We start from the raw sequence: 20,771 nt of genomic DNA on the forward strand, positions 1-20,771 counted from the left end.
GCAGTAATGTATGGAGCGGACTGATACTAATAGGCCGAGGGCTTGACCTAAAGAATTAGGTGTAACCTCGATGAAGAATAGCGATTGCGAGTAAGATTGTTCAGTTTTGAAGGTGTAAAGATGAAAATCTGACACTTTCAGTTGTGAATATAGAAGGTATAGCGCGGTAGCGCTCAGTAAAGTTTTCTTTGCATACTTTCTTGTTCACAAGAAAGTATGCACCATTAGCTCAGTTGGTAGAGCAACTGACTCTTAATCAGTGGGTCCACGGTTCGAGCCCGTGATGGTGTACCAGGAAAGACGCTTGTGAGGTCAGAGATGACCTCACAGGTGAGACTTTCAAAGAGCACAAACCGAAGGTCTTGCTGTTATGGCCCGTTGGTCAAGCGGCTAAGACGGCGGCCTCTCACGCCGCAAACGGGAGTTCGATTCTCCCACGGGTCACCAAAATAACAGTTGACAAGACGTGAGGAATGTGTTAAAATCGAATAGCTTTCAGGATAAGAAGGTAAAGTGCGGAGCACTCATTGAAGTTTTCTTTGCTTACTTTCTTGTTCACAAGAAAGTAAGTGCGTGTTAATGGTGATGAGGGTACACCTGTTCCCATTCCGAACACAGTAGTTAAGCTCATTTACGGTGACAATACTTGGCTGGCGACGGCCCGGGAAGATAACTCAACGCGCACACAATTAAGACTCAGGACTTTGGTTCTGAGTCTTTTTTGCTTTTTTCACATAAAAATAGATGAACGGCATCGCATCATGATGCCGTTCGGAAAAGAAATGAAGAATGAAAATTGAAATCCGCAAATAAAGCATTTCACGGATTCCCCTTTATTATATCCTGTGCTATGGACAAAATATGTCCATTTCGCGCAAAATATGCACAGCCTGTGGAAAAATCAGCGTTCATCCAGATATTGCGCGGTACGCGCCATGACGCGGTGGAGGGTCTCAAGATCATGCAGTGTATCGGCGGTTTCGAGCGAATGATCTGCGTTTTCTACAAGAAAAAGCGGTAGTTCGAGCCGCCTGCATTCGTTTTTTACGACCTCGGTGCGCGCCCAGGGGTCTGCGGTACCGTGGAAAACCAGACCTTCGCGTCTGAAATACGCAAATGAGTTCTCGACCGGCGTGTAGTAGACCTGCTGCGGAGAGAGAGAAAACCGGGCGGCGCAGACCGCCGCAACTGCCGTTCCGAGACTTTTAGAGATAAACAGGAGCTGTCTGTGCTGATCGGGCGCAATTCCGGACAGCTGTTCGGCCGCGGCGCGGCTGCAAAGCTCAATCGCTTGCTGGATCCTCTCCGGCTTACCGCGCAGACCGGTCGGCAGCGGCGGATAGCTGACTGTGCAGACCTCGTATCCGCGCTCACGCGCCAGCTTCGCGCTGTGGTACAGCAGCGGTCTGTCGATCTGGTAGCCAACGCCCGGGAACAGGACGGCAAGTTTCTCTGACATGCAAATTCCTTCTTTCTGCTGAAAAGTATAGCACAATGCATAAGATTTTGACAGGATTTTTTACAGTTACATTTCTGAACACCGCTTGCACACAGGTGCAGTTTCGCCTATGATAAAGAAAAGGATGGCGGACACGGGGATCGTCCGCCGATAGCTGTCGAAAGGCGAAGGAGGAGAACAGCATGAAAAACATCTGTAAACGGACGCTTTGCGCAGTGCTCGCGCTTGGTATGGCGCTGCTCCCGGCAGGAGCGACCAACTGGGGTCTCTGGTACGGAAACGGCCTTCATCAGCCCCCGAACGGCGAGGATACCGTGCAGACGCTCGCAAAGTACGGCGCCTATTATATGGGGAGCGCGGACGAGAAAACGCTGTATCTTACGTTTGACTGCGGCTACGAGAACGGAAATACTGCCAAAATACTGGATACCCTCAAAAAGCAGCACGTTCCCGGCGCGTTCTTCGTCGTGGGCGATTACCTCAAGACCGCTCCGGCACTTGTCAGGCGCATGGGCGACGAGGGCCATCTCGTCGGCAACCATACGAACAATCATCCTAACATGAGCAAGGTGGGGAAGGAGCGCTTCACCTCCGAGCTGACGGCGGTCAGCTCGCAGTACAGGCAGCTGACCGGACGCCGCATCGCGCCGTTCTATCGTCCGCCGGAGGGTTCGTATACCTATGATAATCTCAGCTGGGCACAGTCGCTCGGCTACCACACGACGCTGTGGAGCGTCGCGTATGCAGACTGGGACCCGGCGTCGCAGCCGTCCTATGCTTCCGCGAAGCAGACCATCCGTGCGCGCGCGCACAACGGAGCCATCATCCTGCTGCACGCGGTCTCCTCGACTAATGCGGCAATCCTGAACGACCTCATTTCCGGCTGGAAAGCCGAGGGCTACACCTTCAAGGCGCTGAGCGCTCTGCCCGGCATCAAAAACCCGACCGTCAACGCCCTGCCGAACGATGCGGCGTTCGCTGTCGGGGAAAAAAGGGCGGCATTTACTGCGTTTCTGATCGACGATGCAAACTATATCAAGCTGCGCGATGCCGCAGCGGCCCTCTCGGGCACGGAGAAGGCGTTTGCGGTCGCGTATGACGCGGCGTCGGACAGCGTACAGCTGTCGCGCGGCGGCGCATACGAGGCGCTGGGGACCGAGCTTTCGGGTATGCGCGATGCGGCGGTCGTGCAGGCCGGCGCAGGCTCTCAGAGCATTACCCTTGACGGGGAGGCGCTGACGCTGAAAAGCTATCTGATCGACGACGCGAACTATGTCAAGCTGCGTGATCTGGCGCAGGCGCTCGACTGCGGCGTAGCCTACGATAACGCGACGCGCGCGGTCGTGCTCGACCCGGCAGCAAAATACGATACGGAATAAATCCGATAAATATTACAGAACGAAATACAAAAATACAGCCTCGGCAGAAATGTCGAGGCTGAAATTTTATCTATTTTTATTCGGCCGCTGCGGCATCGGGAGAGACCGGCGCGGTCTCGTCCGTCTGCGTACTGTCTGCGGTCTGCTGCTCTTCGGTCGGCTCTACGACCGTGATGTCGCAGTACTGGTAGGCCGTCGAGCCGTCCGTGCGCGTCACGCGGCAGGTCAGACAGGTCTGGCCGGGCTGGTATGTGCGGAAGGTGCAGTAGAAGGTCTTTCCGTTCGGGGAGACCTGCGGCACGGCTTCCGCGATGGACGGGTCGTCTACGATCCATTCCACGCTCTCGATCTCGTCGGTATAGCTCTGGTCGGTCATGACCGTGCTCTGGGTCGCCTTGTCGAAATAAAACTCGCTGCCGGAAAAAATCTGGCGCAGGACGATAACGCCGTCCTGCGTGATGTCGATCTTCGTCGGCACGGCGGTCGTTTCGGTGTTCGCGGGGAGCGTGATGTTGGTGCGGTCGAGAATCGCGTTTTCGTGCTGCTCCACCAGATCAAACACCGCGGTATCGGTATATTTGCCCCATTTGACGGTCAGCTCGACCGTGCCGGTGGAGACCTGTTCGCCGAGGGGGTCGCCCGGGATGGAGACGCTGCCGTCATCCGGGTTAAAGCGCAGCAGGGAGCGGCGACTGACCGACCATTCAAGCTCGTTTTCCGGGATGGCATCGCCGGTCGCGCGGTCGTAGGCGGACACATAGGTAACGAGCGGACAGCTGCGTGCGGCGAGCACGCGGTGGTGCACGGTCAGGACAACGCCCGCCTCGGCGTCCTCCGTGTCGGTATCGGTGTCCGCCCACGGATTGGAAAAGCTGTCCTCCCCGGTCTGCGCCTCGATCTCGGCAGAGGCTGTCTCGTCGGGGACGTTTTCGATCTTCGGCTGCGTGCCCCATGCGATGAGCGCCGCAGAGCACAGCACGAGAGCAAAAGCGGCCGCAAACGTTTCATGGCGGTGCTTCGCGAGGAGGAGCAGCAGCGGAGACTTGCCTGCTTTTTTCGCGGCGTCCCGGGCAGCGGAGCGTGCCGCCGCCTTTTCGCAGGCTGCGGCCTTCTTTTCGACGCTCGCGAGCGCGGCCTGCACGAGCCTTGCGGCGGTCTGTGCGTCGAGCTCGGTCAGTTCCGCATCGAGGCACAGAAAATGCCGCAGAAAAGGCAGAAGGGATACGCCCCGCAGCGACGGGTCGGCGGTCTCTCTCCCGCGAACGCCGCGCTCTATGGCGCTCTGCGCGCCGCCGAGGCGCGTTTTTACCGCGCTTTCGGAAATGGCAAGAGCGGCTGCGATCTCGCTGATGCTCATTTCGAGATAATAGTACATCAGCACGCATTCGCGCTGTACATCGGGCAGGGCGGCAGTGAGCGCGGCGGCGAGACAGCGGTTCTCCTCGCTGTCGAGCGCCTTGTCCGGCAGGACCTGCATCGGGCCGTCGATAAACGGCGCGGAGTCGGCCTGCTCGGGCGCGGCGTTCCTTGCCGCGGCGCGGCACAGCCTTGCGGCGGTGCTCACCGTCCGGAGCGGGAAATCCTCGTCGTTTTTCAGTTCAGAAAGGCCGTTCAGCACCTCGCAGAAGATTTTCCGTTCGGTATCCTGTGCGCGGCGCTCGTCCTTCAGCATTTTCAGGCAGTAGAAATAGAGACGCGGCTGTATCGCGCGGAGCAGTTCGCTCTGCGCCTCGGCATCTCCCCTGCGACAGCGCGCGAGCAGCAGGCGCGTGTCCTCGTTCAGCATAGTAAATCTCCCCTTGGGTTAAGGGCGGCACCGCAAAATGATATGGTGCTGCCTCAGCATTCTTTTTCATTTTACAGTATAGTTTACGCGCAAACCGTTGTCAATTTACAGGATGGAAAGTTCACAAAAAAATTATAAACTCTCGCCTGCCGGTGACGGTGAGCGAGAGTTTATAGATAACGCGCGGTTTTTATGCGTTTTCCGCGAGGGTGATGAGGCTCGGCGTGCAGACCGTGCTCTGCTCAGGCTTGCGCTCGTAGACGAGGTGCTCGAACAGCAGCCGCATGGCGAGCCGTCCCTGCTCGGCCGCGTCGCAGCTGACCGCACAGGCGACCGCGCCGCTGCGGAGGAGCGCGGCGATCTCCGGGCTGTTCTCGAAGCACAGCAGCGCGGGACGAGCGGCCGGATTTGCATCATGAATCGCGCGGCAGACCTCGGGCACGCAGCCGCAGAGGATGACGAGCGCATCGAGTCCGGGACAGCGGCTGAGCAGGGCACGGGTGTTCATGTAGGCGAGCTTGGGGGAGGGCTTGGTCTCGGCGGCCACTGCGAGCGGCAGATTTTCATCGAGCGCGTCCGCGAGCGACTGCTCCTGCGGCGTGACGCCGCCCGGGGTGCGCAGTACGCCGACCCTGCCGCTGCCGCCGAGCAGAAGCCTGAGCATTCGCGCCGCCGTGCGGCCTGCCTGCTGCACATCCTGCTCGATGCGGCACAGGCACGGCACGTTTTCCGGCGCGCTGTGGACAAGAATGAGCGGAATATCCGCATCGTGCAGGGCGCAGAGCGCGGTTTTCACCGCCTCATCATCCGCCGTGCAGGCGATGACGCCGGCCGCTCCGCTCTCGCGGAATTCCCGCAGACAGGCGGCCTGCTGCTCTGTGTCAGCGGCCTCGGTCTCGCGCAGGTCGAGCGCGATGTTGAAGCTCGCGAAATCCTGCCGCACGCGCTCGATGCCGTGCCGCAGCGCGGCGGAAGCTGCTGTGTGCGCCAGCAGAATGCCGACGGTCAGCTTCTTTTTCTGGTAATTGAGCGCCTTTGCGAGCGGGTTGGACTCGTAGCCATATTGTTCGAGCAGGGCGCGGATCTGCTCACGCTTCGCCTCGCTCACGCCCGGACGGTCGTGAATGACCTTGTCGACCGTGGATTTATGTACGCCCGCCATATCGGCGATCTGTTTGAGTGTCACTGACATAATCGTTCCTCCGTTGCTGAGAGACCGGTTTTCTTTCTCTATTATCGCGCTTTTTCGCGGTCTGCGCAAGAGAAAATTCGAAAAACGCCAGAAAAGCACCGCCCGCAGGCGGGCTGTCTGCGGGCGGTGCGGAAATTATGAGCGGGGATAGCGGAGCGTTTCCGCAATGTTTTCCTGATGCACCTTCGCCGGGCGGAAATGCAGCAGGCTGAAATTCAGATTGATGAGCGAGCCGAGACCGAGCGCGGAGATGACCGTGCCGATGCCGAACTGGCCGCCGAGCAGAAAGCCGGAGACCGTTACCAGAATATCCGCACAGATACGGCAGACACCGGCGGAGCGGCCGGTCTTTCTCGCGAGCGCGACCATCAGCGCATCGCGCGGCCCTGCGCCGAGCGCACTGCGCATATACATCCATGTGCCGAGCGCGAGCAGCTCCAGTCCTGCGAGCAGCATCGCGATGCCGCCGGGGAGCGAATGCAGCTGCGGCACCCAGTCGAGTGCGAGCATCGCGTCGATGCACACGCCGCAGCCGATGATGTTGACGATCGTGCCGACGCCGAAGCTCTCGCCGAGCAGGACAGCCAGACCGATCGCGGCGGCGCCCGCGATGACCGTGGCGAGGCCGTAGGAGATCGGCAGGACGAGCGTCAAGCCCTGCTGGAGCACGCTCCACGGCTCTAGACCGACGTTTGCCTGAAGCATGAGCACGATGCCGAGCGAGCTGACGGCGATCCCGGCTGCGAGCTGGAGCAGGCGGCGCACGTAATCACGCAGCATGGCGTCACCTCCTCATTCTTCCGGGACTTCGCTCTTGAGCTGCGCGAGATGACGGTAAATGCTCGCCTGCGAGCAGGAAAGCGCCGCGGCGACGTCCTTTACCGCGCCCTTGAGCAGGAAGATGCCGCCTTCCTTGAGAGAGGCGACGATCTTGAGGCGCTCCTCGGGCGTCAGACGGTCGGCGCTCACGCCGAGACGGGACAGCTCGTTTGCAACGGCGTCCTCAGCCACATCGCCGATGGAGTTATGAAAGCTCTCGGGCGAGACTGCGGGGGGACACGCCGGCTTGTCCGAAAACTGCGACTCGTCGATCTGCACATGCGCCTCGACGAAGCGGTCGGGGTGGCACAGCTTGAGGATAGCGTCGCTCGCTTCGCGGTATTTGGAATCGTCGAAATTGATGCACAGCATGCCGATGAGCTTACCGTTCTGCTTGATGAACATGGTCGAGGAGCGGAGGACCTTGCCCTTTGCGGACATGCCGCAGTAGTGCAGGCGGTAGTCCTGCGTCTCGTAGCTCCTGTCCATCAGAATCTTGAGCGCGACGTTGGTCAGCGGCGCACCGACATCGCGCCCGCTGATGTGGTTGTTGGCGATGGCGATGATGGAACGGTTTTTGTCGGTCATGTCGTGCAGCGCGACCTCATAGTCCGGTCCGAGGGTCAGACCGAGGAACTCGGTTACCTTGATATACTGCTGCAGCAGTGGATTTGCCATGTGATCTCACCTCATTTTTGAAATGGAAAACGACGTGTGTGTGTTTTTCTTCCGGTAGAAGTGTTACTTATATTATATAATACCGCTCAGAGCTTGTCAAAAGAAGGTGAAAAGGAATTTATCACAATTAAAAAAATACTCAGTTGTGAGAATGCACAAAACATATGGAAATAGGACACAAAAACGGGGATTTGTTTGTGGTCATTCATACAAAGTGCACAATAATGCGTTGACAAAAGGTTTTAAGTGTGATAAAGTTTATGACATGAAAAGGAGGCTGATGGAAATGAAGCAGATCATCAGTACGGAAAAGGCACCGGCAGCGATCGGCCCCTATGCACAGGGTGTTGCAGCAGGTAAGCTGATTATCACGTCCGGCCAGCTTCCGCTTGATCCCGCCACGGGCGCTTTCCCGGAGGGTATTAAAGAGCAGACCCGCCAGTCGCTGACCAACGTCAAGGCCATCCTCGAAGAGGGCGGCGCAGACATGAAGGACGTCATCAAGACGACCGTGTTCCTCAGCGACATGAACAACTTCGGCGCGATGAACGAGGTATATGCTGAGTTCTTCGGCGAGGGCGGCTATCCGTCCCGTTCGGCTGTTGAAGTTGCGCGCCTGCCCAAGGATGCTCTGGTAGAGATCGAGGTCATTGCGGTAGCACCGTAATGACGCAGCGCGAAACCCCGTTATAACCCTTTTTTACAGACAAGGTGCTGTCCGCCAGGCGGAGAGGAAACAATAAAAAGCCTCTTCGACGACCGGGGTGCCTCCAAAACACAAACGGCAACAACGCCAAAAAAATGGAGGTAATTTATTATGAGCAAGCAGTATCCGCTGAACGTACCCGCACCCCATCATTTTACTTACGCAGTCCGTGATCTTCCGGAAGTAACCGTTGAGCAGCGTGAGCGCGCTCTTCAGGCTACTCATTACAACGAGTTCGCATTCCCGTCCGGCATGCTGACCGTTGATATGCTGTCCGACTCCGGTACCACTGCAATGACCAATCATCAGTGGGCAAGCCTGTTCCTCGGCGACGAGGCTTACGGCCGCAACACCGGTTATTACGTTCTGCTCGACACCTTCCGCGACATCTTCGAGCGCGGCGGCGAGAAGAACTGGAAGAAGATCATCGACCTCGTTCGCACCGATTGCCGCGACGTTGAGAAGATGATGGACGAAGTTTATCTCTGCGAGTACGAAGGCGGCCTGTTCAATGGCGGCGCAGCTCAGATGGAGCGCCCGAACGCATTTATCATCCAGCAGGGCCGTGCAGCTGAGTCCGTTTTGATGGAAATCGTTCGCAACATCCTTGCTAAGCGTCACCCGGGCAAGAAGTTCACCATTCCGTCGAATGGTCACTTCGACACCACCGAAGGCAACATCAAGCAGATGGGTTCCATTCCGCGTAACCTGTACAACAAGACCCTGCTGTGGGAAGTACCGGAAGGCGGCCGTTACGAGAAGAACCCGTTCAAGGGCAACATGGATATCGAGAAGCTGGAGCAGCTGATTCAGGGCGTAGGTCCGGAGAACGTTCCGCTGATCTTCACCTGCATCACCAACAACCCGGTTTGCGGCCAGGCCGTTTCCATGGGCAACCTGAAGGAAATCAACCGCGTTGCGCATAAGTACAACATCCCGCTGGTATTCGATACCGCTCGCTGGGCTGAGAACGCTTACTTCATCAAGATGAATGAGGAAGGCTATGCCGACAAGTCCATCGCTGAGATCGCTACCGAGATGTTCTCCTACTGCGACGCATTCACCATGTCCGCTAAGAAGGACGGCCACGCTAACATGGGCGGCATGCTCGCATTCCGCGATAAGGGCCTGTTCTGGAAGAACTTCTCCGACTTCAACGAAGACGGCACCGTTAAGACCGACGTTGGCGTTCTGCTGAAGGTTAAGCAGATCTCCTGCTACGGCAACGATTCCTACGGCGGCATGTCCGGCCGTGACATCATGGCTCTGGCAGTTGGCCTGTACGAGTCCTGCGACTTTAACTACATGAACGAGCGTGTTGCTCAGTGTAACTACCTGGCAGAAGGCTTCTACGACGCTGGCGTTAAGGGCGTTGTACTGCCGGCAGGCGGCCACGCTGTATACATCAACATGGATGAGTTCTTCGACGGCAAGCGCGGCCACGACACCTTCGCTGGTGAGGGCTTCAGCCTTGAGCTGATCCGCCGCTACGGCATCCGTGTATCCGAGCTGGGCGACTACTCCATGGAGTATGACCTGAAGACTCCGGAGCAGCAGGCTGAAGTATGTAACGTAGTTCGCTTCGCAATCGACCGCAGCCGTCTGACCAAGGAGCACCTCGACTACGTTATCGCAGCTGTTAAGGCTCTGTACGAGGATCGTGAGAACATCCCGAACATGCGTATTGTCTGGGGCCACAATCTGCCGATGCGTCACTTCCACGCATTCCTGGAGCCGTACCCGAACGAGGAGAAGTAATTTCATCCGTTCTCACGGCATAGCATAAAAAGAGAGAGGCACCGTGACCTTCGCGGCGCGGTGCCTTTTCCGTAACAATACGGACGTAACCTGCGTCGCGCGGAAAGAGCGCAGGACTCATGCACAAGTAGATACTGACTCGCAGAGGGTTCTGTGAGAAAGGCAAGACCGGCAGCGTCCGCGGAAAACTAAACAGTTTCTGCGGACGCTGCTTTTTTCTTTCAGCATCAGCAAAACATTTTACGCAATGACCCGGTATGTTCGAGATTTAGAGAACAGTTACACAAAAGAGGGGTGTAAAATATGAGTAAAGATACGAACACGGTAGAAAAACGAGATGGCTTCCAAAGTAAGTGGGGATTTATTTTAGCTTGTATCGGTTCTGCCGTCGGCATGGGCAATATCTGGCGTTTCCCGATCATGGTTCAGCAGTACGGAGGCATGACCTTCCTGCTGCCGTATTTCCTTTTCGTTATCCTGATCGGCTCTTCCGGTGTTATTGAAGAGTTCGCGCTCGGCCGCCGCGCAAAGGCAGGCCCGGTAGGCGCGTTCGGCATGTGCACCAAGGAGCGGACCGGCAGCGACAAGGCTGGCAAGGCCATCGGCGCTATCCCGATCATCGGCGCGCTGATGCTCGCGATCGGCTACACGGTCGTTCTCGGCTGGATCTTTAAGTACGCATTCCTGTCGATCACCGGCGGCCTGTACAGCCTCGGCACCGACATGGGCGCGATCGGCGGTACGTTCGGCGTGACCGCACCGGAGGCTGAGACCCTCGGCGAAGCCCTCAAGGCAATGGCGTCGGCCGGCTTCTTCGGCATCGGCAACGGCGTATGGCAGATCATCGCTCTGGTCGTTTCTCTCGCAATCATGGTAATGGGCATCGCAGGCGGCATTGAGAAGGCAAACAAGATCATGATGCCGGTTCTGTTCGGCCTGTTCCTCGTACTGGCAGTCTACATCGCGACCCTCCCGGGCGCACAGGAAGGCTACAAGTACATCCTGACGATCAATCCGGCTGGTCTTGCAGACCCGAAGGTATGGGTATTTGCATTCGGCCAGGCGTTCTTCTCCCTGTCTGTTGCAGGCAACGGCTCGGTTATTTACGGTTCCTATCTGCCGGAAGGCGAGGATATCCCGGGCTCCGCTCGCAACGTAGCAGTCTTCGACACCATCGCAGCGCTGCTCGCAGCACTCGTTATCGTTCCGTCGATGGCAGCGGTTCTCGGCGCTGGCATCAGCGAAGTTCATGGCGGCCCTGGCCTGATGTTCGTTTACCTCGTAAACGTATTCAACGCAATGCCCGGCGGCCGTATCATCGGCGTGGTATTCTTCATCTGCGTTCTGTTCGCAGGCGTTTCCTCGATCGTCAACCTGTATGAGGCTCCGATCGCGTTCCTGCAGGAGCAGTTCAAGTTTAATCGCGCAGCAGCCGTTGGCACCATCGGCGTCATCGGCCTGATCGTTTCGATCTCCATTCAGCCGTGGACCTCTCAGTGGATGGACGTTGTATCCATTTACATCTGCCCGCTGGGCGCAGCTCTCGCAGGCGTCATGTTCTTCTGGGTACTCAGCAAGAAGTCCGCTCTCGAGGAAGTCAACAACGGCGCAAAGAAGCCGATCGGTTCCTGGTTCTACCCGCTTGGCAAGTACGTCTACATTCCGCTTTCCCTCGCGGCTCTTGTACTTGGCATCATCTACGGCGGTATCGGCTGATACACAACAACACGACACCTCCTACCTGCCCCTTTCAGTAAGCGGAATATCCTGCCCGGATCCTTCCGCAAGTCTCCGGCAAGGCCCCCTTTCTATCGTGGAAGGGGGGTTTTGCTTTCTGGAGGAGGGGAGGAAGCATGAAAAAGCCTTAAACCTGTTGACGAAAAGGGATATAAAAGGTATCATATAATGGATGTCACGGGGGAACCCTGTGAAAGAGCATAAAAAAGAGGAGTAGTAATCACTATGGGGAAAATCGTTAAAAGTCTGCCGTTCAAGCTGCTGCTTGGCGTGATCGTCGGCATTCTGCTCGGTCTCGTGGCGAACGAGGCGGTCATGAATGTCGTCGTTACCATCAAGCAGGTGCTCGGCCAGATCATCACCTTCTGCGTGCCGCTGATCGTCATCGGCTTCATCGCGCCGTCCATCACCAAGCTCGGCCACAACGCTTCGCGCATGCTGGTCGTGGCGCTCGTTCTGGCGTACTGTTCGTCGGTCGGCGCGGCGCTCGTTTCTGCTGCGGCAGGCTATGCCATCATTCCGCACCTGTCCATCGTTTCGCAGGTCGAGGGTCTGAAGGAGCTGCCCGAGGTGCTGTTCCAGCTCGAGATCCCGGCGATCATGAACGTCATGAGCGCGCTCGCGCTGTCGCTGATGGTCGGTCTTGCGATCACCTGGACCAAATCCAAGCGCCTGGAGGCGCTGCTCGACGAAATCCAGAACGTCGTTCTGGCCATCGTCTCCAAGATCATCATCCCGCTGCTGCCGTTCTTCATCGCCTCCACCTTCTGCGGTCTGGCATATGAGGGAACGATCACCAAGCAGTTCCCGGTGTTCCTCAAGGTCATCGTGATCGTCATGATCGGTCACTATCTGTGGATGCTGCTGCTGTACGCGCTCGCCGGCGCATACTCGGGCAAAAACCCGATCGAGGTCGTGCGGCACTACGGCCCGGCATACATCACCGCGGTCGGCACGATGTCCTCTGCGGCGACGCTTGCCGTCGCGCTGCGCTGCGCGAAGAAGTCCACTGTCCTGCGCAGGGACATGGTCGACTTCGGCATCCCGCTGTTCGCGAACATCCATCTGTGCGGCTCGGTCCTGACCGAGGTGTTCTTCGTCATGACGGTCTCGCAGATCCTTTACGGCAAGATTCCGTCGGTCGGCACGATGGTCCTGTTCTGCATGCTGCTCGGCATTTTCGCCATCGGCGCGCCCGGCGTTCCGGGCGGCACGGTCATGGCGTCGCTCGGCCTCATCACCGGCATCCTGCTGTTTGACGGCACGGGCACCGCGCTCATGCTGACCATCTTCGCGCTTCAGGACAGCTTCGGCACCGCCTGCAACGTCACCGGCGACGGCGCGCTGACGCTCATCCTCACCGGCTACGCGGATCGCCACAAGATCGCCGTGGCCGAAAGCACGGCCGAGGAATAAGGCTGTTTCAAATTTTAAATGTCCGCCTGCTGTGCAGGCGGACATTTTTGTTATGTTCCCGTTAAGATTTCTTGTGGGAAGTCACAAAAAAATTGAAACTATTTTATTACAAATGACGCTTGTAATTTGCTTCATATGAATTTGTAGTATAGTTAAGCAAAGGGTAGAAAAACCAGGCGCTTTTTATTTTTCAGTGTTTCGTGCACGTGCACGGAACGAAAAATGTTAAAATTGAGGCGACTTTGCACAATGAATTTTGTTTGCCTCGGGAACGTGTGTGGGTTTATAATAAAATTATGTCAAACCCTACACTAAAAATGCTCGAAAGGCTGATAAGACGACAAAAATGACAAACTTGGAATTGATCGCAAAGCTCGCAGGCGTGTCACGCGGCACAGTAGACCGCGTGCTCCACAATCGTGGTCAGGTCAGACCGGAGACCGAAGAAAAGGTTCGGGCGGTCATGCAGGAGCTGGATTTCCAGCCAAATGCGCTCGGACGGGCCTTCTACCTGTCACGAAAGAAAAACAAGATCGGCATTCTGGTCGCGTTCCGCGAACCGGATTTCCAGAAGCAGGTCATGCAGGGTGTGAACGAAGGCGTCGTTTACGCACAGCAGCATGGCGTGGAGGTGCTGATCGAATACGCGCATCCCGATGATACGGAGGGCTACCTCGCCTCGCTCCGGCGGCTGCTGGACGGAGGCGTTCGCGGACTCGCCATTCGAGGCGTCCTCTCCGACGAGATCGACCGGTGCCTCCGGGAGATTTCGCGGGAGCAGATGCAGATCGTTGTCTACAACGAGGATATCCGCGACAAAGGTCTGCGCGACTGCTTCGTCGGGCAGGACTCCTGCCGGGCAGGCGCCTGCGCCGCCTGTCTGATGGAACAGATCGCGGGGCCGGGCGGCGAGATGCTGCTCGTGGGCGTCGACGCTCGGCACGTTTCGAGCGAGGAACGCTTGAATGGATTTGCGGAGTACTTCCGTAAGCGAGGTACCGACGTATCTCATGTGATCTACGGCAAGGGCAGCCACGAGCTGACTTACCGGCAGACGCGCGACATGATCGCCGCGAGAGAGCACATCTCGGGCATCTTCGTCAGCGGCGCCGGTCTCAGCGGCGCCGCGCACGCCGTCGATGACGCCGGACTGACCGGCAGGATCAAAGTAGTAGGTTTTGACATAACCGAGTCCAATATGAGTTTTCTGAAAAAGGGCACCGTGCAGTTCCTCATCGATCAGGGACCGTACATGCAGGGCTACCGCTCTGTGCAGCTGCTCACGGAAGCAATCTTCCGCGACACGCCCGTAGAGACCTCGTTCGTGGACACCGGCATTCAAATCAAAAATCCGTACAACTGCTGAGCAATCGCCCGGCAGAAGTCAAAACCGCACTGTTCTATAAGGCGAAGAAACCGGAAAACGGTTCGCGCCGCGCGCCGAGATGATACCCCTCGGCTGCGCGGCCGGCTCTCCGGCCCTTCGCAGCATGGAACGGTGCGGTTTTTTCATACGGATTATTGAGATAACGTCCGTTCCGTATCTGCGGTGAACGGTGCGGGCAAAAAATTCTCACTTCACCTGAGGGGTGTGGTTGAAAGGAGAAAAGTCTATGAAAAAAATTATCCGCAGCACGAATGACCTCCTGCTGGCAGTGCTGATGGGCGGCCTGTCCATCTTCCTGCTGCTGAGCAAGAAGATCATCACCGGCGTGGAGAACGGTCTGGCGGCGGCTATCGGCCTCGGCAAGCGCACCAACAACATCCTTCAGGGCGCATTCTTCGCGCTGACCAAGGTCATCCCGATGGACCTCGCGATCGAGGATATGAAGAAGAACAACTATAACTCCTACTTCAAGAAGGCCGGTCAGAAGATCGTCGACATGAACAACCAGGCGGTCGATCTCGGCGTTCAGGCGTCCGTCAAGGTCGAGATCCCGGCTGCATGGGCGGACGCGACCGACGAGCCGGTTGCAGAGCCGAAGAACATGACCCCGTTCGTCCGCGACATCGTCATGCCGCTCGACAAGCAGCAGGGCGACAAGCTCCCGGTCTCCGTATTCCAGAAGTACGGCGTGCTCGACGGCACGTGGGAGAACGGCACCTCGGTCTACTCCAAGCGCGGCGTTGCGACCAAGGTTCCGAAGTGGAACCCCGACGCCTGCATCCAGTGCAACCGCTGCTCGATGTGCTGCCCGCACGCGGCAATCCGTCCGGTCCTGCTGACCGACGAGGAGAAGGCCGGTGTTCCGGATTCCTTCGTTACCGCTCCGGCAAAGGGCCTCGGCAAGGACGCGCCGAAGTACAATTTCCGCATGCAGCTTTCGCCGTATGACTGCCTCGGCTGCGGCGTGTGCCTGACCGCGTGCCCGGCAAAGGACGCGCTGACGTGGGCGCCGTTCGAGGAGATGAAGTCCGAGCAGCCGCTGTTCGACGACGTTGCCATGAACGAAAGCTACCTCAAGAAGGACGTCATCAGCGACAAGAGCGTCAAGAATGTTCAGTTCGCAAAGCCCTACTTCCAGTTCTCCGCTGCCTGCGCAGGCTGCGCCGAGACGACCTATATCAAGCTGCTCAGCCAGCTGTTCGGCGACCGCATGTACGTCGGCAACGCAGCAGGCTGCTCGTCCGCGATCAGCGGCGGCGCACCGATCCTGCCGTACTGCCGCGACTGCAAGGGTCACGGCCCGGCGTGGGAGCACTCGCTGTTCGAGGACAACGCAGAGTTCGCGTTCGGCTTCTATCACGCACAGGACGCCATCCGCAAGGAGCTGCTCATCCGCATCGAGGCGCTGAAGAACGCAGGCGTTGCGGCTGAGGAAGCAGCAGCATACCTCGCAGACTGGAACGACCGCGAGAAGTCCCGCGAAGTCTCCGACGCGCTCATCGCAGCGCTCGAGAAGGCTGAGCAGACCGACGAGGTCAAGTACATCCTCGACAACCGCGAATTCCTCGCGAAGAAGTCGGTCTGGGCGGTCGGCGGCGACGGCTGGGCCTACGACATCGGCTTCGGCGGCATCGACCACGTCATGGCGCAGAATCAGGACGTCAACCTGCTCGTGCTCGACACCGAGGTCTACTCCAACACCGGCGGCCAGTCCTCCAAGGCAACCCCGACTTCCGCTACCGCAAAGTTCGCGGCATCCGGTAAAAAGGTCGCAAAGAAGGATCTCGGCGCGATCCTGATGCAGTACGGGTACGTTTACGTTGCACAGGTCGCGATGGGCGCAGACCAGGCGCAGACCCTCAAGGCGCTGCGCGAGGCCGAGTCCTACGACGGCCCGTCCATCGTCATCTGCTACTGCCCGTGCCTTGAGCAGCATATCAAGGCCGGCATGGGCACTTCTCAGGACGAGATGAAGAAGGCGGTCGAGTGCGGCTACTGGCATCTGTACCGCTACGACCCGCGCCGCATCGCGGAAGGCAAAAACCCGTTCCAGCTCGACTCCAAGGAGCCGGACACCGACAAGGTCATGGACTTCCTGATGGGCGAGAACCGCTTCGCTTCCCTCAAGAACAACTTCCCGGACAAGGCCGACGCCCTGTACGCGAAGGAGGTCGAGGACGTCAAGGCCCGCTACGAGCGCTACAAAAAGCTCGCGGAGGACTAATCTGTTACAAAAAGCCCGCAAGCCGTAAAATGTTCTCTCTCTGAAACATTATATCCCTGTTTATGTCTCGCGCTGTGCGTTCCTGCCGATTTTGCGCAGCGCGGGACAGAACATCAATGTATATCCCTATTCATAGCCTGATTCAATGATAATCTTCCTTTCTGTAAATAATTTTTCAATGTCTGACGGCTGCGGCTTTCTGTATAAAAGCGATGCACTCCTCTGTCATACCGGCAGAGGAGTGTTATCCTGTCTTGACATATCGCCGTGTCCGTGGTACGGTTGAGGCGGAAAACAAATCCGAACAAGGAGGAAAAACGATGGATTACAGAAGATTTGGCGACACGCTGCTCGTCCGCATCGACCGCGGCGAGGAAATCCTCGAGCAGGTCAAGACGGTCGCGCTCAAGGAAAACATTCAGCTTGCGAGTGTGCAGGCGCTCGGTGCGCTCGGCAGCTTTACTGTCGGCGTGTACAAGATCGATGAGAAGAAGTATTACGCCAATTCGTTCGAGGGCAGCTTTGAAATTGTCTCGCTGACCGGCACGATCGACACGATGAACGGCGAATTTTACACCCATCTGCATCTGAGCGCCGGAAACGACAGGGGCGAGGTGTTCGGCGGTCATCTGAACCGTGCGGAGGTCAGCGCGACCTGCGAGATGGTCATCCGTCTGATCGACGGCAGGATCGACCGTCAGTACGACGATGTGACCGGACTGAACCTGTTTAAGTTCCTGTAAGAGCCTGATATGATAAAAAACCTCCCGCTTTTTCGTGAAACGGGAGGTTTTCTGCTGCCTGAATTTTATTTTTCAGCGAGCTCTGCTTTGACTTTCTGAGCGACCTTGCGGTATTCCGGGCAGGCGAGGCCGTATTTGTCGGCCAGACGGACGACCTGATAGATGAGTCCGTCGACCTCGGAGTTTTTTCCGGCTTCAATGTCGCGCTGCATCGAGGTGGATGCGGACTCGGCGAGATCGTCGAGAATTTTCAGATGGGACTGCATGAGCGGCGCGTCCGGCTTGTCATCCAGCTCGATGCCCATCGCGCGCGCAAGCTCGAGAATTTCACCGACGAGGCGGATGAAGCACTCGCGGATTTCGCCCGGCTTCTGCATCGCGCCGGCCTTCACGTGATAATACTGACCGCAGGCCGCCATGGGGGAGACGTGCGAGAACTTGAGCAGGGTGTCCTTCTCGACAAAGGGGGAGTAAAGCGTGTCGATACCGGCGGCGGTGAGGTCGGCGGCGACCTGACAGAGCACCGGATTGTCCGTGCGGTGGTCGGGCGTGCCGAAGATCATGCGGAAGATCGAGCCGTGACGCTGGATCACGCCGGGAGCGGCGAGATTGGACGAGATGTAGATGCAGCCGTCGGTCACGAGCAGACCGGGGAGCTGCGCCTGCATCGTGCGTCCCGTGCCGTAGATGTTGAGAATGGGGATGACAACGGTTTTTTCGCCGGCCGCGCTGCGGATAAATGGGATGGTATCGTCGAGCGAATAACCCTTGACGCAGACAAAGATCACATCGGGCGAGGGAGCGCCCTGCGCCTTCGCGGCGAGGAAGCCGTCCATGTCGAAGGCCTTCACCGGAACGGTCCAGGTTTCGCCGTCGCTCTGCTCGAAGCGCAGGCCTTTTTCCTGCATGGCGGCGAGATGCGCACCGCGCGCGATGAGCGTTACATCCGCACTGTTTTTTGCCAGAAAAGCACCGAGCGGAGCGCCTGTCCCGTCCGCACCGATGACCATATAGCGAAGAGTCATATTCTTTCCTCCTTGAAGCTCTTTGTGCAATAATTGTACCATGAAATTCATGGAAATGCAACGATAGGCCGCGTATTCGTCGGAGAAAAGTTCGAAAATGATGCACGGAATGCACGGCGGAAAATTCCCGTTCCGCCCTTTTCTTTTTTGCAGCTGCGTGGTAAAATACTATCAGCCGAAAATGGCGGAGGAGGGCTTGCTTTTGAAATGGCTTCAGCATTTGCGCACGGTGCAGCATCACCGGTTTCTGGTCCTGCGGCACTGCTGGCGCGTCGGCCTGTACCGTCAGGGGCTCACGCATGACCTGAGCAAATTCAGTCCGGTCGAGTTTGCAGCGGGGGCACGGTATTATCAGGGAAACCGCAGTCCGAACGAGATCGAGCGGCGCGAAAAGGGATACAGCGCCGCATGGCTGCACCACAAGGGCCGCAACCGTCATCATCTGGAATACTGGATCGACTATGCGGCGGACGGCTCGGGCATGTGCGGCATGAAAATGCCGTTGAAATACGTGCTGGAAATGTTCTGCGACCGCGTGGCCGCGAGCAAGACCTATCGAGGCGCGGCCTACCGCGACAGCGACCCCTATGACTATTACGCGCGGTCGGTCGATCACTACATCATCCATCCCGAAACCGCGCAAACGCTCGAGTATCTGCTGCGCGTCCTGCGCGACGAGGGCGAGGACAGGGCGTTCGCGGAGGCGCGGAGAATGCTCCGGGAGCAAAAGAAAAACAGATGAAAAGAGCCGTTTTCATGAGGAAAACGGCTCGCAGCTTGCCGAAAACGCCAGCTTTTCGACAGCAAAGCCGCCCGGCAGAATCGAATGCCGGGCGGCTGTGTTTTTACTCGATCGGGATGGAAACGTCGCCGATGGTGACGGAAGCGATGTCATCCAGCGGGATAACGGTATCAAACGTGCCTTGACGGGTGCAGACGGTCTTGCCGTCATGCGGGTCCATGCTGCCGCCGAAGTCCGAGAAGTCGAGCACGGTGCCGTCGGTTTTAGTGATCAGCAGCTTCGCGGCGTAGGATTCCCATGTGCTGCACACACCGGCCGGTTCGCGGCCGTTCTCCTGCGGAATCTCTTCGCCGTTCTCGTCGTACAGCGTGTCGAACGTCGCTTCGCCGTCCACCGTGTACACCACATGGTAGCCGATGGGCGAGAGAACGATGGTATCGACAGCGGCGCTCCGTCCGTTCACATCGATATTTTGACCCGCAGGCAGCTCAACCGCGCTGTTGTCGGCTTCCAGCTTGAACTTGAGGCGCCATGCGCCCTTGGCGATAGTTGTCGGCTCGCCGTTTTCACTGTTCAGCACGCACAGGTCGCCGAGCGTGATCTTAACCGTGCCGCCAGTCTGCACCGCATCGTTGTACGACATGGTTTCGACATACTGGATGGCGTTGTCGCTCGGATTTTCGTCATAGAAGTAGCTGCTGCCGGACGCACCGTCTACGCCGCGCCCGATGGTGCTGTCCGAACGCTTCCAGTACAGGTCATACAGACCGGTATCCGGGTTTTTCGTGCAGTCGAACGCGCTGCCGTCGTCTTTTTCCAAGGTGTAGGAAATGAGGTAGTTATATCCGTCGAACAGGATCGCGTCCGCGGTGACGGTCACGCCGTTCGAGGTGTCGCTCGCGCCGATGGGACGGCCGATCTGGTCGATGATCTCGGTGTCCGCCGTCGGGCCGAACACACCGGCAAAGACCTCGCTCGCTGATTTCAGCACGCCGGACGCGCCCGCGCCGATGCTGAGCACGAGGGCCGCCGCGACGCCGACCGCCGCGATGCGCGGGAAACGGCGGACACGGCGGGGCGCAGGCTGCTCTGCGCGCTCCATCAGCCGCTCGACCATGCGGTTTTTCGCTTCTTCCGAGAAATGCAGCTCGTCCAGCGCATTTTTATACTCTCTGTTATCGTTATACTCTTTGTTCATAAAACTCGCCTCCAAGTGTTTGCCGCAGGCTTTTCCGGCCGCGGCTGAGATGGGCGGAGACCGCGGCCTCGCTCCTGCCGAGCAGGGCGGCGACCTCGCGCACGGAATAGCCTTCGTAGTAGTACAGGTACACTGCTTCGCGGTATTTTTCGGGCAGCGCCATCACGGCGTCGAGCACGGCGGAGTCGGGCGGCTCGGGAGCGGCGGCCTCCGCGACCGCCTCCAGTCCCACGCACCGCCGGTGAGCGGCGCGGAGCGCATCCTTGCAGGCGTTCGCCGCCGTGCGGAGAATCCAGGCCTTTTCGTGCTCGGGCGAGTCAAAGACCATGCCGCCGGTCAGCAGCTTGAGGAAAACGGTCTGACAGATGTCCTCCGCGTCCTGCGTGGATTTCAGATAGGTGTAGGACAGACGCAGGATCATGTCGGAATAGGTCTGCACCAGACGTTCCGCCTCCGTCCTGTCGATTGGTTTCATTTTGGGGTTTCAGCTCCTTTCAGCAACGTTGCTTTCACCTGTAATAC

The 20,771-nt window shown here is 58.0% G+C and carries 17 protein-coding genes, 2 tRNA genes and 1 rRNA gene; 12 read left to right on the top strand and 8 right to left on the bottom strand.

Annotated features, from left to right (window positions below):
- Window positions 1-218 precede the first annotated feature (218 nt).
- The 3 genes from H8S02_RS03500 to rrf all read left to right on the top strand — a co-directional run bounded on the left by H8S02_RS03500 (window position 219) and on the right by rrf (window position 686).
- Window positions 219-294 (top strand) — tRNA-Lys (locus tag H8S02_RS03500).
- 78 nt (window positions 295-372) lie between these two features.
- Window positions 373-447: transfer RNA gene (locus tag H8S02_RS03505), tRNA-Glu, on the top strand.
- A gap of 122 nt (window positions 448-569) precedes the next feature.
- Window positions 570-686: ribosomal RNA gene (gene rrf, locus H8S02_RS03510) — 5S ribosomal RNA — on the top strand.
- A 215-nt stretch (window positions 687-901) separates the two neighbouring features.
- Here the strand turns inward: rrf and H8S02_RS03515 are convergent.
- Window positions 902-1,459 (bottom strand): alpha/beta hydrolase, encoded by a 558-nt coding sequence (locus tag H8S02_RS03515; RefSeq protein WP_186969326.1) that lies wholly within the window; start codon window positions 1,457-1,459, stop codon window positions 902-904.
- Between the two features lie 182 nt (window positions 1,460-1,641).
- On the opposite strand from H8S02_RS03515, the gene H8S02_RS03520 reads away from it, so the two are divergent.
- Window positions 1,642-2,838: a polysaccharide deacetylase family protein gene (locus H8S02_RS03520; protein ID WP_186969327.1), complete on the top strand. Its 1,197-nt coding sequence runs from the start codon at window positions 1,642-1,644 to the stop codon at window positions 2,836-2,838.
- Window positions 2,839-2,914: 76 nt separating this feature from the next.
- Here the strand turns inward: H8S02_RS03520 and H8S02_RS03525 are convergent, their stop codons facing one another.
- The 4 genes from H8S02_RS03525 to H8S02_RS03540 all read right to left on the bottom strand — a co-directional run bounded on the left by H8S02_RS03525 (window position 2,915) and on the right by H8S02_RS03540 (window position 7,313).
- Window positions 2,915-4,624, bottom strand: a complete 1,710-nt coding sequence (locus H8S02_RS03525) for an RNA polymerase sigma factor (RefSeq protein ID WP_186969328.1) — start codon at window positions 4,622-4,624, stop codon at window positions 2,915-2,917.
- Window positions 4,625-4,814: 190 nt separating this feature from the next.
- Entirely contained in the window at window positions 4,815-5,816 is a 1,002-nt protein-coding gene (locus tag H8S02_RS03530) for a substrate-binding domain-containing protein (protein WP_186969329.1), read from the bottom strand.
- Window positions 5,817-5,951: 135 nt separating this feature from the next.
- Complete coding sequence (locus H8S02_RS03535; protein WP_186969330.1) at window positions 5,952-6,596, bottom strand: YczE/YyaS/YitT family protein; 645 nt, start codon at window positions 6,594-6,596, stop codon at window positions 5,952-5,954.
- 12 nt (window positions 6,597-6,608) lie between these two features.
- Window positions 6,609-7,313: a helix-turn-helix transcriptional regulator gene (locus H8S02_RS03540; protein WP_186969331.1), complete on the bottom strand. Its 705-nt coding sequence runs from the start codon at window positions 7,311-7,313 to the stop codon at window positions 6,609-6,611.
- 286 nt (window positions 7,314-7,599) lie between these two features.
- Here H8S02_RS03540 and H8S02_RS03545 point away from each other — a divergent pair, with 286 nt between their 5' ends.
- The 7 genes from H8S02_RS03545 (at window position 7,600) to H8S02_RS03575 (ending at window position 17,284) form a co-directional block, all read left to right on the top strand.
- A complete protein-coding gene (locus H8S02_RS03545) occupies window positions 7,600-7,980 on the top strand; it encodes a RidA family protein (protein ID WP_118686640.1) in 381 nt (126 codons plus the stop codon).
- A gap of 150 nt (window positions 7,981-8,130) precedes the next feature.
- Window positions 8,131-9,777 carry a tryptophanase gene (locus tag H8S02_RS03550; protein WP_117751469.1) on the top strand — a complete coding sequence of 549 codons (1,647 nt, stop codon included), beginning with the start codon at window positions 8,131-8,133 and terminating at the stop codon, window positions 9,775-9,777.
- Window positions 9,778-10,080: 303 nt separating this feature from the next.
- A complete protein-coding gene (locus H8S02_RS03555; protein WP_186969332.1) occupies window positions 10,081-11,493 on the top strand; it encodes a sodium-dependent transporter in 1,413 nt (470 codons plus the stop codon).
- Window positions 11,494-11,739: 246 nt separating this feature from the next.
- Window positions 11,740-12,930, top strand: coding sequence for a dicarboxylate/amino acid:cation symporter (locus H8S02_RS03560; protein ID WP_186969333.1), 1,191 nt, complete (start codon window positions 11,740-11,742; stop codon window positions 12,928-12,930).
- 346 nt (window positions 12,931-13,276) lie between these two features.
- Window positions 13,277-14,296 (top strand): LacI family DNA-binding transcriptional regulator, encoded by a 1,020-nt coding sequence (locus H8S02_RS03565; protein WP_186969334.1) that lies wholly within the window; start codon window positions 13,277-13,279, stop codon window positions 14,294-14,296.
- A 247-nt stretch (window positions 14,297-14,543) separates the two neighbouring features.
- Entirely contained in the window at window positions 14,544-16,541 is a 1,998-nt protein-coding gene (locus tag H8S02_RS03570) for a thiamine pyrophosphate-dependent enzyme (RefSeq protein ID WP_186969335.1), read from the top strand.
- Window positions 16,542-16,861: 320 nt separating this feature from the next.
- Window positions 16,862-17,284 carry a PPC domain-containing DNA-binding protein gene (locus H8S02_RS03575; protein WP_186969336.1) on the top strand — a complete coding sequence of 141 codons (423 nt, stop codon included), beginning with the start codon at window positions 16,862-16,864 and terminating at the stop codon, window positions 17,282-17,284.
- A 65-nt stretch (window positions 17,285-17,349) separates the two neighbouring features.
- Here the strand turns inward: H8S02_RS03575 and H8S02_RS03580 are convergent, their stop codons facing one another.
- Window positions 17,350-18,309, bottom strand: a complete 960-nt coding sequence (locus H8S02_RS03580; protein ID WP_186969337.1) for a ketopantoate reductase family protein — start codon at window positions 18,307-18,309, stop codon at window positions 17,350-17,352.
- A 181-nt stretch (window positions 18,310-18,490) separates the two neighbouring features.
- On the opposite strand from H8S02_RS03580, the gene H8S02_RS03585 reads away from it, so the two are divergent.
- Window positions 18,491-19,051 (top strand): DUF5662 family protein, encoded by a 561-nt coding sequence (locus H8S02_RS03585; RefSeq protein WP_186969568.1) that lies wholly within the window; start codon window positions 18,491-18,493, stop codon window positions 19,049-19,051.
- Between the two features lie 103 nt (window positions 19,052-19,154).
- Here H8S02_RS03585 and H8S02_RS03590 read toward each other — a convergent pair whose 3' ends face one another.
- The gene (locus H8S02_RS03590) at window positions 19,155-20,249 is read right to left on the bottom strand and encodes a DUF4179 domain-containing protein (RefSeq protein WP_186969338.1); all 1,095 of its coding nucleotides are present in this window, start codon (window positions 20,247-20,249) and stop codon (window positions 19,155-19,157) included.
- Complete coding sequence (locus H8S02_RS03595; protein WP_186969339.1) at window positions 20,233-20,724, bottom strand: RNA polymerase sigma factor; 492 nt, start codon at window positions 20,722-20,724, stop codon at window positions 20,233-20,235. Before H8S02_RS03595 ends, H8S02_RS03590 begins: the two co-directional genes overlap by 17 nt.
- Between the last annotated feature and the right edge of the window lie 47 nt (window positions 20,725-20,771).

The sequence above is a fragment of the Agathobaculum hominis genome (genome assembly GCF_014288055.1).
Lineage (GTDB): Bacteria > Bacillota > Clostridia > Oscillospirales > Butyricicoccaceae > Agathobaculum > Agathobaculum hominis.

Bases quoted from the DNA above. Each gene is read 5' to 3' on its own strand.
- H8S02_RS03590 (WP_186969338.1), bottom strand. From the start codon at position 20,249: ATGAACAAAGAGTATAACGATAACAGAGAGTATAAAAATGCGCTGGAC.
- H8S02_RS03540 (WP_186969331.1), bottom strand. From the start codon at position 7,313: ATGGCAAATCCACTGCTGCAGCAGTATATCAAGGTAACCGAGTTCCTC.
- H8S02_RS03570 (WP_186969335.1), top strand. From the start codon at position 14,544: ATGAAAAAAATTATCCGCAGCACGAATGACCTCCTGCTGGCAGTGCTG.
- H8S02_RS03535 (WP_186969330.1), bottom strand. From the start codon at position 6,596: ATGCTGCGTGATTACGTGCGCCGCCTGCTCCAGCTCGCAGCCGGGATC.
- H8S02_RS03585 (WP_186969568.1), top strand. From the start codon at position 18,491: ATGGCGGAGGAGGGCTTGCTTTTGAAATGGCTTCAGCATTTGCGCACG.
- H8S02_RS03530 (WP_186969329.1), bottom strand. From the start codon at position 5,816: ATGTCAGTGACACTCAAACAGATCGCCGATATGGCGGGCGTACATAAA.
- H8S02_RS03545 (WP_118686640.1), top strand. From the start codon at position 7,600: ATGAAGCAGATCATCAGTACGGAAAAGGCACCGGCAGCGATCGGCCCC.
- H8S02_RS03565 (WP_186969334.1), top strand. From the start codon at position 13,277: ATGACAAACTTGGAATTGATCGCAAAGCTCGCAGGCGTGTCACGCGGC.
- H8S02_RS03560 (WP_186969333.1), top strand. From the start codon at position 11,740: ATGGGGAAAATCGTTAAAAGTCTGCCGTTCAAGCTGCTGCTTGGCGTG.
- H8S02_RS03525 (WP_186969328.1), bottom strand. From the start codon at position 4,624: ATGCTGAACGAGGACACGCGCCTGCTGCTCGCGCGCTGTCGCAGGGGA.
- H8S02_RS03580 (WP_186969337.1), bottom strand. From the start codon at position 18,309: ATGACTCTTCGCTATATGGTCATCGGTGCGGACGGGACAGGCGCTCCG.
- H8S02_RS03550 (WP_117751469.1), top strand. From the start codon at position 8,131: ATGAGCAAGCAGTATCCGCTGAACGTACCCGCACCCCATCATTTTACT.
- H8S02_RS03595 (WP_186969339.1), bottom strand. From the start codon at position 20,724: ATGAAACCAATCGACAGGACGGAGGCGGAACGTCTGGTGCAGACCTAT.
- H8S02_RS03520 (WP_186969327.1), top strand. From the start codon at position 1,642: ATGAAAAACATCTGTAAACGGACGCTTTGCGCAGTGCTCGCGCTTGGT.
- H8S02_RS03555 (WP_186969332.1), top strand. From the start codon at position 10,081: ATGAGTAAAGATACGAACACGGTAGAAAAACGAGATGGCTTCCAAAGT.
- H8S02_RS03575 (WP_186969336.1), top strand. From the start codon at position 16,862: ATGGATTACAGAAGATTTGGCGACACGCTGCTCGTCCGCATCGACCGC.
- H8S02_RS03515 (WP_186969326.1), bottom strand. From the start codon at position 1,459: ATGTCAGAGAAACTTGCCGTCCTGTTCCCGGGCGTTGGCTACCAGATC.